11 protein-coding genes and 1 tRNA gene are annotated in these 13,934 nt (G+C 62.3%); 6 read left to right on the forward strand and 6 right to left on the reverse strand.

Annotated features, from left to right (window positions below):
* Positions 1–27: 27 nt before the first annotated feature.
* The gene (betB, locus tag LB555_RS20825) at positions 28–1,491 is read left to right on the forward strand and encodes a betaine-aldehyde dehydrogenase (RefSeq protein ID WP_224598251.1); all 1,464 of its coding nucleotides are present in this window, start codon (positions 28–30) and stop codon (positions 1,489–1,491) included.
* 6 nt (positions 1,492–1,497) lie between these two features.
* Here betB and LB555_RS20830 read toward each other — a convergent pair whose 3' ends face one another.
* Complete coding sequence (locus LB555_RS20830; protein ID WP_224683639.1) at positions 1,498–3,732, reverse strand: mannose-1-phosphate guanylyltransferase/mannose-6-phosphate isomerase; 2,235 nt, start codon at positions 3,730–3,732, stop codon at positions 1,498–1,500.
* Between the two features lie 10 nt (positions 3,733–3,742).
* Positions 3,743–5,263, reverse strand: a complete 1,521-nt coding sequence (locus tag LB555_RS20835) for a phosphomannomutase/phosphoglucomutase (RefSeq protein WP_224683640.1) — start codon at positions 5,261–5,263, stop codon at positions 3,743–3,745.
* 199 nt (positions 5,264–5,462) lie between these two features.
* Between LB555_RS20835 and LB555_RS20840 the strand changes: the two genes are divergently transcribed.
* The 5 genes from LB555_RS20840 (at position 5,463) to LB555_RS20860 (ending at position 8,199) form a co-directional block, all read left to right on the forward strand.
* A tRNA-Pro gene (locus LB555_RS20840) sits at positions 5,463–5,539 on the forward strand.
* Positions 5,540–6,180: 641 nt separating this feature from the next.
* Positions 6,181–6,465, forward strand: coding sequence for a hypothetical protein (locus LB555_RS20845; RefSeq protein ID WP_140663191.1), 285 nt, complete (start codon positions 6,181–6,183; stop codon positions 6,463–6,465).
* Between the two features lie 597 nt (positions 6,466–7,062).
* Entirely contained in the window at positions 7,063–7,278 is a 216-nt protein-coding gene (locus LB555_RS20850) for a hypothetical protein (protein ID WP_015318676.1), read from the forward strand.
* A gap of 2 nt (positions 7,279–7,280) precedes the next feature.
* Positions 7,281–7,718 carry a hypothetical protein gene (locus LB555_RS20855; RefSeq protein WP_015318677.1) on the forward strand — a complete coding sequence of 146 codons (438 nt, stop codon included), beginning with the start codon at positions 7,281–7,283 and terminating at the stop codon, positions 7,716–7,718.
* 145 nt (positions 7,719–7,863) lie between these two features.
* On the forward strand, positions 7,864–8,199 hold the full coding sequence (locus LB555_RS20860) for a hypothetical protein (RefSeq protein WP_140663192.1): 336 nt from the start codon (positions 7,864–7,866) through the stop codon (positions 8,197–8,199).
* Between the two features lie 39 nt (positions 8,200–8,238).
* Here LB555_RS20860 and LB555_RS20865 read toward each other — a convergent pair whose 3' ends face one another.
* The 4 genes from LB555_RS20865 to LB555_RS20880 all read right to left on the reverse strand — a co-directional run bounded on the left by LB555_RS20865 (position 8,239) and on the right by LB555_RS20880 (position 13,672).
* Positions 8,239–9,858 carry an ABC transporter ATP-binding protein gene (locus LB555_RS20865; protein WP_140788222.1) on the reverse strand — a complete coding sequence of 540 codons (1,620 nt, stop codon included), beginning with the start codon at positions 9,856–9,858 and terminating at the stop codon, positions 8,239–8,241.
* A gap of 17 nt (positions 9,859–9,875) precedes the next feature.
* The gene (locus LB555_RS20870; protein WP_224683641.1) at positions 9,876–10,997 is read right to left on the reverse strand and encodes an ABC transporter permease; all 1,122 of its coding nucleotides are present in this window, start codon (positions 10,995–10,997) and stop codon (positions 9,876–9,878) included.
* A complete protein-coding gene (locus LB555_RS20875; protein WP_015318681.1) occupies positions 10,990–11,913 on the reverse strand; it encodes an ABC transporter permease subunit in 924 nt (307 codons plus the stop codon). The genes LB555_RS20870 and LB555_RS20875 overlap by 8 nt, the downstream gene beginning before the upstream one ends.
* Positions 11,914–12,079: 166 nt before the next feature.
* Entirely contained in the window at positions 12,080–13,672 is a 1,593-nt protein-coding gene (locus LB555_RS20880) for a peptide ABC transporter substrate-binding protein (RefSeq protein ID WP_015318682.1), read from the reverse strand.
* Positions 13,673–13,934 lie beyond the last annotated feature (262 nt).

A 13,934-nucleotide genomic window follows, 5' to 3' on the forward strand; every position in this document is an offset into this window, starting at 1 on the left:
CTTGGGCACAACGATTGGAGACCTCCCATGCGCGCCCAGCCCACGGCTTCGCACTATGTCAACGGACGCTATATCGAGGACGAAGGCGGCGCGCCGCTGCCGGTGATCTATCCGGCCACGGGCGAGACCATCGCCATGCTGCGATCGGCGACGCCGAACGTGCTGGAACTGGCGGTCGAGGCCGCCCGCGCCGCACAGCCGGCCTGGACGCGTCTTAAGCCGGTCGAGCGCGGCCGCATCCTGCGCCGAGCCGCCGACATTTTGCGCGCCCGCAACGCCGATCTTGCCCGCATCGAGACGCTCGACACCGGGAAGGCGATCCAGGAGACACTGGTGGCGGATGCACCTTCCGCCGCGGACTGCCTTGAATATTTCGCCGGCGCGGTCGCTGTCTTCAACGGCGAAGCGGTCGACCTCGGCGGGCCGTTCGCCTATACGCGCCGCGAGGCGCTCGGCGTCTGTGTCGGCATCGGCGCATGGAACTATCCGATCCAGATCGCCGGCTGGAAATCCGCACCCGCACTCGCCATGGGCAATGCCATGGTGTTCAAGCCATCGGAAAACACGCCGCTTTCGGCGCTGGCGCTGGCCGAGATCTACTCGGAAGCCGGCCTGCCCGATGGGCTGTTCAACGTCGTGCAAGGCTATGGCGACGTCGGCGCCGGCCTTGTCGGCCATGATGTCGTGGCCAAGGTCTCGGTGACCGGCTCGGTGCCGACCGGGCGCAAGGTGCTGTCGCTAGCGGGCTCCAGGATGAAGCACGCGACGATGGAACTCGGCGGTAAGTCGCCGCTGATCGTCTTCGACGATGCCGATCTCGAAAATGCCATTGGCGGCGCCATGCTCGGCAACTTCTATTCGACCGGCCAGATCTGTTCCAACGGCACGCGCGTCTTCGTCCAGAGTGGCATTCACGACCGCTTTGTCGAGCGGCTGATCGAACGGACCAAGAAAATCCGCATCGGCGATCCGCTCGACCCGGAAACGCAGATGGGGCCGCTGGTCTCCAAGGCACAGCAAGACAAGGTCGTCGGCTATATCGAGGCCGGCAAGCACGATGGGGCGACGCTGGCCTGTGGCGGCAATGTGCCGTCGCTGCAGGGCTTCCAGGGCGGCTTCTTCGTCGAGCCGACCGTGTTCACCGCCGTTACCGACACGATGCGGATCGCCCGCGAGGAGATTTTCGGCCCGGTCATGAGCGTGCTGAAATTCGACAGCGAGGACGAGGTGATCGACCGCGCCAACGACACCGAATTCGGTCTTGCCGCCGGCGTCTTCACGCGCGACCTGCCGCGCGCCCATCGCGTCATCGCCGAGTTGCAGGCCGGAACCTGCTGGATCAACGCGTACAATCTGACACCGGTGGAAATTCCCTTCGGCGGTGTCAAGCAGTCCGGCATCGGGCGGGAGAATTCGCTGGCGGCACTGGCGCTCTATTCGCAGCTGAAGTCGATCTATGTCGAGACCGGGGACGTCGCCAGTCCGTACTGATCCCGCCTACTTCTCCGCCGTTCCATCCAGATACTGCGTCAGCGCACAGACCAGATGGTAGAAGATGCTCGCCGGCACGTCAGATGCCAGCGAGCGGCCGCGCTCGTCGATGCGATCGATCCACAGGCCGAGCGGCGCCGGGTCGACGTGCCAGCGGAACAGCCGGCCGACCCTCGCCTCGATCTCCGGCTTCAGATCGGGGCCGCCCGAGCCATCCAGGGCGATCGCCGCCTTGAGCGCCTCGGCCTGCGGCCAGCTGCGCGATATCAGGTCGAGCGGCAGTCCTTGCCGCGAGACTGCACCATAGGCAAGGCCAGTGGCCCGGTTGAGGCCATTGGCGATTGCCGAGGCGTAGAGTTTTCGGGCAAAGACGCTCAGTTCGGCCTGGCCGCTGCGGCCGGCGAAATCGACCAGCAGCGAGGCCCATTCGAAGTGATGGCCAGGTTCGGTCCAGGCCCCCTTCTCTCCCGGTACCGGTTTCCATTCTGCATCGAAATACTCGCCGAGCGTCCAGCTCTCGGCGTCGAAGAAATGGCTGCGGAAGAGGTCGATGATGCGCGCCGCGCGACGCAGATGCGCACGCTCACCGGTTGCCTGGTGCCAGGCCAGGAAAGCTTCGAGCAGATGCATGTGGGGGTTGGAGCGTCGCTCGCCCGCCCCGTCCGAGGTGTCGAGGAAGCCGGTCATGCGGCTGTCCTCCAGATGCGCATCGAGGAAGGTGAAGGTCTCTTGGCCGAGCCGCAAGGCATCGGCATTGCCCGACATATGCGCATGCGCCAGCGCCAGCAGGATGCAGGAATGATCGTAGGCGTCCTCGACGGGATCGGCGACGGAGCCATCGACATTCAGCGTGCGCACCCAACCGCCCCGTTCGGTGCGGCCCTGCCCCGCCATGAAGTCGATGCCATGCGCGATCAGCCGGTCGGCCGGCCCGGTCCAACCGCGCTCCTTGGCAACCGCGAAGGCATAGACCTGCCTGGCCTGGGTGCGCATGCGCTTGGGCTTGACGAGCGGCTTGGCGTCGAAACCCAGCGCCTCGTGGAAGCCACCGTGGCGCTCGTCGACGCCTGATGTCGACCACAACGGCAAGGTCTCCTGGAACAGCCAGTGATGAACGCGCCGCCGCCAGGCGCCACTTTCGATGACGCGGTCATGCGCCGGCGTGAACCTGGTTTCCAGCCGTCCCGACTTTTCGAGTTGTTCGACGATCTTCTTGACGTGCTGGCTGTGGCTCACCGGGGCAACGAAAGTGGCATCCGCCGTCGAGACAATGGCAACGTCCTTCATGCCGATGGCCGACAGCAGGCGGCCGTCGCTGCGGATATAGGAATTCTCGCAATCTATGGCGACGACATCGCCGACAACGACGTTGCCCCGGTCGTCGGCGGGACCGACATCGAGGAGCGATTGCCAGGAGCCGAGATCGTTCCAGCGGAAGCCGGCCGGCACCATGGCTATGTCTTTTGCCCGCTCCATGATGGCATAGTCGATCGAGTTCGACGGGATCGCCGCGTAAAGTTCCAGCGGCATATAGAGGCCGGACAGGTCCGTCGTGGCCGCCTCGTAGGCCGCTTCGGTGGCGTGCCAGATGTCGGGCTGGAATGTCTTGAAGGCGTCGCGCATGGCACCGGCCCGAAACAGGAAGATGCCGGTGTTCCAGTAGAAATTTCCCGCCTTGAGATAGTCGTTGGCCGTCGCAAGGTCGGGCTTCTCGACAAAGCGCGAAACGTCGAACACCCCGCCCTTCTCGGCCGATACCTCGATATAGCCGTAACCGGTTTCCGGCTGGGTCGGTTTGATGCCGAACACCACCAGACGGCCGGCGCGCGCCGCCTGCGATCCCGCCTCGATACTTTGCCAGAATTGCCCTGCCGTCGCTATTTCATGGTCCGAGGGCACCACCAGAACCAGGCTGTCGCCGAATTCCGACAGCGTGCGCAGGGTCGCCAGTGCGACGACGGCGGCCGTGTTGCGTCCCGCCGGCTCGAACAGCGGGCCGCCGCCGGCAAGATCGAGACCGGCCAAGTCGACATGGACACGATCGGCGTGACGCTCCGATGCGATCAGGAAGATCGGCGTCTCGCCAGCCGGTCTCGCCGTCAGGCGGCGCAAGGTCTTGGCGAGCATGGAACCGTCGCCCGACAGATCGTGGAACTGCTTGGGGTTGTCCTCGCGTGACAGCGGCCACAGCCGAGAGCCGACGCCGCCGCTCATGACAAAACTGACGATGCGCTGGCCCATGGATGCCCTGTCAAAAAGTCTGGTTGTAAGCGCCGACTTCCGGACTGCGGCGCAGCACGGCATCGACGGCATCGAACATCTGCCGGCGACGCTCGGACGAGACCGGACTTTCGACGACCACGACCAGTTCCGGCTTGTTCGACGAGGCGCGCACCAGACCCCAGGTGCCGTCCTCGGCAACGACCCGCACGCCATTGACGGTGACAAGGTCGACGATCTTCTGGCCGGCGAAACTGGAGCCGTCCCGCTTCATCGCCTGAAAATCGGAGACCACCCGCTCGACCACGCCGTACTTCACATCGTCCGCGCAGTGCGGGGACATTGTGGGCGTGCCGAAGGTCAGCGGCAGTGCCCCGCAGAGATCGGCCATCGAACTGGCGGGGTTACGGTCCAGCATCTGACAGATGGCGATTGCCGTGACCAGTCCGTCGTCATAGCCGCGCCCGATCGGGGAGTTGAAGAAGAAGTGGCCTGATTTTTCGAAGCCGGCGACCGCGCCGAGTTCGGCAACCCGGCGCTTGATGTAGGAATGGCCGGTCTTCCAATAGTCGGTAACGGCGCCATTGGCGCGCAGCACGGCGTCGGTGTTGAACAGTCCGGTCGACTTGACGTCGACGACGAAGGTCGAACCCGGATGGAGCCGCGAAATATCCCGCGCAAGCATGACGCCGACCTTGTCGGCAAAGATCTCGTTGCCTTCATTGTCGACGACACCGCAGCGGTCGCCGTCGCCATCGAATCCCAACCCGACATCGGCGCCGGTCTCCAGCACCTTGTCCCGGATTGCATGCAGCATCTGCATGTCTTCCGGATTGGGGTTGTAGTTTGGAAACGTATGATCAAGCTCGACATCGAGCGGGATCACTTCGCAGCCGATGCGCTGCAGGGCTTCCGGAGCAAAGGCGCCAGCAGTGCCGTTGCCGCAGGCGGCGACCACTTTCAGCTTTCGTGTGATGCGCTTGTCCCTTGTCACATCGTGGAGATAGGTGGCGCGAAAATTGTCGACGAAATCATAGGAGCCGCCGCCGGTAAGGTCGAAATCGGCGGCCAGCACGATCGCCTTCAGCGCGCTCATCTCCTCGGGGCCGAAGGTCAGCGGCCGCGCCGCTCCCATCTTGACGCCGGTCCAGCCATTCTCGTTGTGCGATGCGGTGACCATGGCCACCGACTGCGTCTCCAGCGCGAACTGCGCGAAATAGGCCATCGGCGACAGCGCCAGACCGATATCCTTCACCCGTGCGCCGGCCGCCATCAGCCCGGAAACCAACGCCAGCTTGATGCCGAGCGAATAGGATCTGAAATCATGCCCGGTGACGATGTCAGGCCCGGCGCCGAGCCGCCGGATCAGCGTGCCGAGCCCCATGCCAAGCGCCTGGACGCCGATCAGATTGAGTTCAGGCGGCACTGCCGAACCGGGATGGCCGAACCACCAGCGCGCATCATATTCACGAAAACCGGATGCCTTGATCAGCGCCGCGGTTTCGAATTCGAAGCTGTTTGGCCACGCTTCGCCGACAATATTTAGGGGCAAGACGGCAGGGCTCCTAGCGGCAGAAATACGATCCATCAAGGCAGCGGCTTAGCACACAAGGCTTTAAGCCACGTTTATCCCGGATGGAAATTCGGGTCTTCCGGCAACGCCCGCAGAAAGCGGACGAAATGCGACAGAAGGGCTGCCATTGCCGCTTGCAGGAACGATGTGTGGCGGCTATAAGCCCGCGATCTGGTCACGGAGTGTAGCGCAGCCTGGTAGCGCACCTCGTTCGGGACGAGGGGGTCGCAGGTTCAAATCCTGCCACTCCGACCAGAAAAAACAATGTGTTAGCGCATCCCGACTTTGGCGCCCCACCCGAGATTCACCAGAGATAGAGCCTTGTCCAAGATGATGCCTGTTCCTAGGGAACGGACACGAGATTCGTTCCTCTTTGGGGGCATGGGCCACGAAGTCCCTGCCCTCATATGCAGGCGTTTAACGCAGGCCGAAAAAGCTCAATACCGCTATGACGACGACCACCGCTCCCACAAGCCAAATGATGTTGTTCATAATCTCACTCCTGTTGCCTGGTGAAGCCCGCGCCTCTGGCGGAGGACGCGGGCCGATCAGCCTTTGCCTGCTGATCTTCAGCGAACACCAAACCGTGATGTCCGCTGCGGGAAGAACTGTTAGGCCGGCCTAATGTTCCGTCGCCTGACGGGGATCTGGCGACAGGTGGGCGAACTGTCTTAACAATTGCGGCAGAGCGTTCCTCCCTGGCAGTGACAGAACGCGGGTGACGTTTGCCGCCGCCTGGGCAGATGGCCGGAAGCAAGCCTCCTCTTTGCCAATCGTGGCGACGCGATAGCCAGCCCTTCGCTTGCGTGCGGCTGTCCCCCGGGGAACCGGAACCAAAGGGATCAGCAGCAGTTGTAACCAACGAAGGGCTAATCAAAGCAGTTGGAGAACTTGCAATGAAAACAATGATCATGTGCGCTTTGGCGCTTTCAATGGGATTGCCCGCTTTGGCTTCGGCAGCCGAGGCCGACGTCGTCATCAGGACCCACCATCGGCACCACCACAACGTCAGGATCATCAATGAGGAAGGCCAGCGCCTGCATCACCGACACCACGGGACAGTGGCGTTCTATGACCATGGCCGGCGGCATCACGATCGGAATGCAGTCGTCGTCACCAGCTCCGTTTCCACCCACCACCGTCACCATCATCCGGTGGTAATGGAAAACGGCGGTTACTGATGCCCAACTGGTGGCCCGGCTCTCGCGAGCCCGGCCACCAGGTGACTTTGCCCAGCACGCTCGCGCGCGTTTCATGCGAATAGCTTCGAGTTCTCGCCCGCGGCTGAAATGCAGCCATGCGAAGCGATCGTTTCAACTTCGAATCTCCCATACCGCTCGGAAGCGTCGCGGGAATTCTGCTCGGTGACCAGGTCATTTGAGCTGGCCTGGCCAAGACTTCAGGGTTCGCCAGATCCATGCTCGCTCACGAAGCCTATCGGCCTGGGAAAGAACTGGGCTGCGCTAATGTGCCAAGAGATTAGCTGAGGACTATTCCAGCCACCATGAAGGTGATGGCAACCGCGAAAATCGGTGCGAGCAACCAGCGCGCCTGACCAACACTCTTCTCCATCAAATTCCTCCGGTATTGCAGCAGACAACGGTGACGAAGAGCGACTGTTCCGGCCGGCCCGCTTGGCAAGACCAATGCGTTCCAGGCCCAGACTTAGGTCCGACCTCCGCCCGACCGAAGCCCTGCCCTGGGAACGTTTCCGCTCGGCCCAAGTTCGAGATCGGGCGCGGGAAAACCAAGCGAAGCGGGAATGGATGAGCACCACCATGTCGAACCATGAGACTGTAACATCCCATGTGTTGGGGATGCGCATAGATAGCCTCAAAACCAGAATGCAACACGCTCAGATCACCGAGGGTGAAATGAAGACCTTCCAAAAGGTAGCGGCCGTGATTGAAGGCGGGCGAGGCCGCATCGACGGCGACGATCTGATCGCCGCATCCTTCGTTACCGACACGCTGACGGACGCGATGTCCGAGTAACCATGCCAACAATCAGTAAGCTTTTCGAATCCCATGCCGAAGCGGCGCGGATTGCCGGCGACCTGTTGGCGGCCGGGGTTCCGCGCGTACAGGTCGCCATTATCGGGCCCTATCGTGACGAAATCGATGTCCTGAGGTCTCCGGGTGTCATGCTGGGCGCTGCCGCCGGGCTGTTGGCGTGTCTCGGCGCCGTTGCTGTTTACGACATCAACCTTTTCCCGACCGGCCTATCGGCAATAGCCTTGGCCAGCGTGTTCTGCGGCGGCCTTGGCGGATTGCTCGAAGCCATTGTAGCGGCCGCCAGAAGACCCGAGCGGCCAAGTATTGGCGGGGGGATTGTGCTGGTGACGGCGCATGTCGACGACAATGCGACCGACATTGCCCAGATGATGCTCGGCGGTTGTGACTTCATGACCGAATTGGCCGCCCAAGCAGCGTAAAAATTCCGACAGCGATAATTGGCCGATAGCCAGTGCAGAACGCGAGCACTGGCCGGCCGGTGAAACTTTGACGAATTGGCTATCAGCGCTAGGTTGATCGATGAAGATCGGGGAGGCGGCAAAAACGGCCGGGCCGGACGCGCGCATGAGTTTGATTTCAAGGACAAGGTCGGCACCCGCTCTTCTGGCTGCGGCCTTCATGGCTGCCGGATGCTCATCGATCGGCAGGACGGCCAATCCGGCCAAATACGAGAGCATGAGCTGTAGCGACCTCAACAGTGCGCTGGGAAGCAGCGCGCGCGACATCTCGCAGACGGCGATCACCCGCGGCAAGGTCGCCAACACCAGCGTGCCGCGCTGGCTGCTGGGCGGATCGCGCGTCAAGACCGCGGTCGCCAACCGTGAAACGGCCAGGATCGACCGGCTGAAGCGACAGCAGGATGCCATTGTCGCTGTGCGCGCACGCAAGTGCGCGAGCTGAGCGACAGACGACGCCACGACAATTGCCCCTGCCGGCGCCTTACGCGCTCAGTCGAAACCGTGTGACGTCGATCGCGGCGTTCATCAGCGTCTGCGTATAAGGCGCCCGTGGATTGCTGAAGATCTCTTCCGTCGGCCCCTCTTCGACGATCTTGCCTTGCTTCATGACGATGATGTAGTCGGCCATGGCGCGCACGACCGACAGATCGTGGCTGATGAAGAGGTAGGACAGTTCGTGGTCGGCCTGCAGCTTGCGCAGCAGTTCGACGATCTGTTTCTGCACCGAGCGGTCAAGCGCCGATGTCGGCTCGTCCAGCACGACCATCTTCGGCTTCAGAATCATGGCGCGGGCAATGGCGATGCGCTGCCGTTGTCCGCCGGAAAATTCGTGCGGGTAGCGGTTGCGGGCATTGGGGTCGAGGCCGACCTCGCGCAGGGCCTCGACCGCGCGCTGGTCGCGCTGCTTTCCTGAAAGGTTGGGCTCATGCACCAGCAGCCCTTCGGTGACGACCTGACCGACGGTCATGCGCGGCGACAGCGAGCCGAACGGATCCTGGAAGACAAGTTGCATCTGGCGCCGCAGCGGCCGCATCTGCTGCCGGTCGGCAGTGGAGATGTCGCGATCGCCGAACTGAATGAGCCCATCGCTCGGCAGCAACCGCAGCAAGGCGCGGCCGAGCGTCGACTTGCCCGAGCCGGATTCGCCGACAATGCCGATCGTCTGGTTGCGCTGCAGCCGGATCGAGATGTGATCGACGGCCCGCAGCATCAGCGGTTCGCCGGCCAGAAACCCACCGCCGATCCTGAATGTGACTTCGACATTCCTACCTTCGAGCACCACCGGCGCATCGGCTGGCGGCGGCGCCTTGGTTCCCGTCGGCTCGGCCGCCAGCAGCATTTTGGTGTAGGCGTGCCGCGGATTGGCAAAAATGGCTTCCGCCTCGCCTTCCTCGACCACCTCGCCCTGGCGCATGACATAGACACGGTCGGCAAAGCGCCGGACGATACCGAGGTCATGGGTGATGAAGACGATCGCCATGCCGAGCTTGCGCTGCAGTTCGGCCAAAAGCATCAGGATCTGCGCCTGGATGGTGACGTCAAGCGCCGTCGTCGGCTCGTCGGCGATCAGGATGTCGGGGTCATTGGCGAGCGCCATCGCGATCATCACGCGCTGGCGTTGGCCGCCGGACATTTCGTGCGGATAGGATTTCATCCGTCGCTCCGGATCGGGAATATGCACGAGCCGCAGCAGCTTGAGCGCCTCTTCATGCGCTGCGGCAGCGCTCAGGCCCCGATGGCGGCGGATCGGCTCGATCAGCTGGTTGCCGATCGAATAGAGCGGATCGAGCGAAGTCATCGGTTCCTGGAAGATCATGCTGATCTTGCGGCCGCGGACCTTGTTCAGCTCGGACTTGCTCAGGGTCAGCAGGTTGCGGCCGCGATAGTCGACATGGCCCGACGCTTCGCCATTGGAGGCCAGCAGGCTCATCGCCGCCATCATCGTCTGGCTCTTGCCGGAACCGGACTCGCCGACCACGGCAACCGTTTCGCCCGCGTTGACGTGGATGTTGATTCCCTTGACCGCTTCGACCGTACCGTCGAGCGTGCGGAAGCGGACGCGAAGGTCCTTGACGCTGAGGATCGTTTCGGAAGCAGCCATTTCAGCGGTCCCCATCTTTATCGATCCCGTGGGTCGAGCGCGTCGCGCAGGCCGTCGCCGACGAAATTCAAGGCGAACAGCGTCGAGACCAGAAAGAAGGCGGGAAACAGGAGCAGCCAGTTGGCGGTGCCGATGTTCTTGGCGCCGACCGAGATCAGCACGCCCCAGCTGGTCATCGGCTCCTGGATACCAAGCCCGAGGAACGACAGGAAGCTCTCCAGGATGATGACCTGCGGCACCAGCAGTGTCATGTAGATCACCACTGGGCCAAGCAGGTTCGGGATGACATGGCGGATCAGGATGCCACGCTGGCCAATGCCCATGGCTTCCGCCGCCTGGACATATTCCTGCCGGCGAATCGACAGCGCCTGGCCGCGCACGATGCGCGCCATGTCGAGCCACAGCACGGCACCGACCGCCAGGAACATCAGCACGAAGTTGCGGCCGAAGAACACCACCAGCATGATGACGAAGAAGATGAACGGCAAGGAATAGAGCACGTCGACGATGCGCATCATCACTTCATCGACCTTGCCGCCGGAAAAGCCGGCGGCGGCGCCGTAGATCACGCCGATCACCACCGCCACGACACCGGCCAGCAGACCGATGGCCAGCGATATGCGCCCGGCCATCAGCGTGCGGGAGAGAAGATCGCGGCCGGTATTGTCGGTGCCGAACAGGAAATACTGCTGCTTGACCGATGCGCTCATCGTCACTTCGAGGCCGTCGGGCGACTTGTTTTCGATCTTGGTGTCGTCGAAGGCATCGGACCGGTCGAGGTAGCGGATGTTGCGGTCGTCGATCGGCTTGGTCGACTTGACCGTGACGAAGACCTGGCTCCCCTCCTGATGCCACTCGTTGATGTCGACCCGCATGCGCTTGATCGCTTCAGTGAGCGCGGTCTCGATCATATCGGGTTTCGGATAGGCCGAGAGGCTTGGCGGCATGCGCACGTAGTCGGCGTAGATGGTCGTGTATTGATGCGGCACGAACCACGGGCCAAAGACGCTGATGATCCCAATCAGAACGAGGTAGTAGAGGCTGAACATGGCGGCGCGATTGGCCTTGAGGCGCGCCCAGGCATCGCCCCAAAGCGAGCGACCAACGATTGCGGGGGCCGTGGCTGCGATGTCAGTCATAGCGCACCCTCGGGTCGACGACCGCGTACATGACGTCGACGATCAGGTTGAAGACGATGGTAAAAATGGCGATCACCACCACCGTTCCCATCACCAGCGTATAATCGCGGTTGAGCGCGGCATCGACGAAATAGCGGCCGACGCCGGGAATGGAGAAGATCGTCTCGACGATGACCGAGCCGGTCAGCAGTGCCGCCGCCGCCGGGCCGGTGAAGGAGACGATCGGCAGGATGGCGCCGCGCAACGCGTGCTTGACCACCACCGACCAGTCGGAAAGGCCGAGCGCGCGCGCCGTTCGGATATGATGGGATCGCAGCGATTCGATCATCGAGCCGCGCATCAGCCGGGCAACGATGGCGATTTGCGGCAAGGCAAGTGTCAGCACCGGGCCGACCTTGTTGATGAAGGCGCCGTCACCCCAGCCGCCGATCGGCAGCAGCCTCCAGGTCAGCCCGAAGACAAGCTGGATCACCGGCGCGATGACGAAGGTCGGGATGGTGCTGCCGGCGGTCGCCAGGGCAATCACCGTATAGTCGCCAAGCTTGTTCTGGTTGAGCGCGGCGATGGTGCCGAGCACGCTGCCGAGCAGCAGCGCCAGGATCAGCGCCGAGGCTCCGAGCTGCACGGAAATGGGCAGGCCCTTGGCAAACAGTTCGGTGACGGTGAAATCCGGCATGTTGTAGCTCGGGCCGAAATTGCCGCGCAGCAGATTGCCGAGATAATGGACATATTGCAGCCAGAGCGGATCGTTGAGGCCGAACTGGGCTTCCAAGTTGGCCTTGATCTCTGGGCTCAGCCCCCGCTCCTGGTTGAATGGACCGCCCGGCGCGACGCGCATCAGGAAGAACGCCATCGTCACGATGACGAACAGCGTCGGGATGGCGGTCAAAAGCCGCCGGAATACGTATCGCAGCATCGGTGCCCCACTTGATCCAGAGCACGCCCTTCCACTCGGACGATTGCGCTCCAGCCTTCAAATCTTCACACCGGATTCTTCCGAAAATCGATTTCCGCTTCCCGGGCCGATGCGATGGCAAACCAGCACCGCCGCGCTCTTTAGAGCGCGGCGGCTTGGCCAGGGATCAATCCTTGCTGACGAAGCGCGACGGATGCACGTCCATCACATTGTCGACGAAGCCATGCAGCTTCGAGGAAACGATGTCGTGGTAGCTGTAGTAGAGAAGCGGGATCTGGCCGACATCGTCGATGAGGATGCGCTCGGCCGCTGAGAGGTCCTTCATGCGCTCTTCGGGCTTGCCGCCGGCGGCCGCGGCCTTGTCCATTGCCGCTTCGTATTGCGGGCTGTTGTAGTTGGAATAGTTGTTGCCGCTGGCCTTGCGCGTGATACCGAGGAAGGTCTCTGGATCCTTATAGTCGGCAATCCAGGCGGCACGCGCCACGTCATAGTCGCCCTTCTGCTCGAGGAAGGAGTAGTGGGTCTTGGTGTCGGTGTTGAGCAGCGTGACGTCGACGCCAAGCGGCTTCAATTGTTCCTGGATCGCCACTGCCGTGTTCTTGTGGTTTTCCGAGGTGTTGTAGCGGATTTCCATCTTCAGCGGATGTTCGGGGGTGTAGCCAAGCTTCTCGAGGATCTTCTTGGCCGCGTCCTCGCGGTCGATCTGCGGCATGTCGGCGTATTTGGCCATTGCGGGCGTGTAGCCCTCGATGCCGGGGGGCACCATCGAATAGCCGGGCAGCATCGAATTCTGCCAGACCTTCTCGGCGATGAAATCACGGTCGATCGCCATCGAGATGGCGTTACGCAGTTCGGGGTTGTTCCACGGCGCCTTGTCGGTCTTGATGGCATAATAGTAGGTGCCGAGATACGGCCCGACATGGATCTGGTCGCCGAACTTCGTCTTGAGGTCGGCGAGCTGTTCGGTCGGCAGATCGTCATAGCTGTCGAGTTCGCCGGCCTCGAAGCGCTTCATCGCCGACGAACGATCCTCGGTCGGAATGTAGTTGACGACGTCGAACTTGACAGTCGCGGCGTCCCAGAACTTGGGATTCTTGACCAGTTTCATGTGGTCGTTGGGAACCCATTCGGCCAGCGTATAGGCGCCGTTCGAAACCAGATTGCCGGGCTTGATCCAGTCGGCGCCAAGCTTTTCAATCGAGGCCTTGCTGACCGGATAGGTCGCCTGATGGGTCAGCATCTCCAGGAAGTAGGGCGTCGGCGCCTTCAGCGTCACCTCCAGGGTGCCGGCGTCGATCGCCTTGACACCCATGTCCTCGGGCTTGCCCTTCTTGGTGTTGACGTCCTCCGCGCCCTTAACCGGATACAGCATCGAGGCGTATTCGGCGCCGGTCGCCGGATCTTCCAGCCTGTGGAAGGCATAGACGAAGTCCTCCGCCGTCACCGGGCTGCCGTCCGACCACATGCCGTCCTTGCGCAGCTTGAAGGTGTAGACGGTGCCGTCATCCGATACCGTCCAGCTTTCGGCCGCGCCCGGAATGAGGTTCGCCTTCTGGTCCTGCATGACCAATCCCTGGAACAGGTCACGCAGCACATTGGCTTCATAGACCGTCGAGGTCTTGTGCGGATCGACCGACTCCGATTCAGCGGCGGTGCCCCTGTTATAGACACTCTCCGCGAAAGCCGGCGTGTAGAATGCGCCGGCGGTTACGGCCATGGTGGTGGCGAATACCGTCGCCTTCAGCATGTTTTTCAGCATGAAGTTCTCCCTGTCGGCGCTGCCATCGGCGCGCCTTACGTGTTGACGCCCCGAAGCCGATGACTGGCTCCTTTGAGCGCGCCCCCGGTTCCCTCCGGCGGCTGGTGGCAGGAGACTAGACAGGAGGTAAGCTCTTTTCAACCGAGTACTGATTGACCCTAAGTCAATCCCCATTGTAGAGAAAGCAACGGCTAAATTAGAGATTCGTTTTCAATCGACCGCACCCTTTGGTTGCACCCAGAGTTTTCGCTTTCTGCATGCG

The sequence above is a fragment of the Mesorhizobium sp. BR-1-1-10 genome, from assembly GCF_020165595.1.
Lineage (GTDB): Bacteria > Pseudomonadota > Alphaproteobacteria > Rhizobiales > Rhizobiaceae > Mesorhizobium > Mesorhizobium australicum.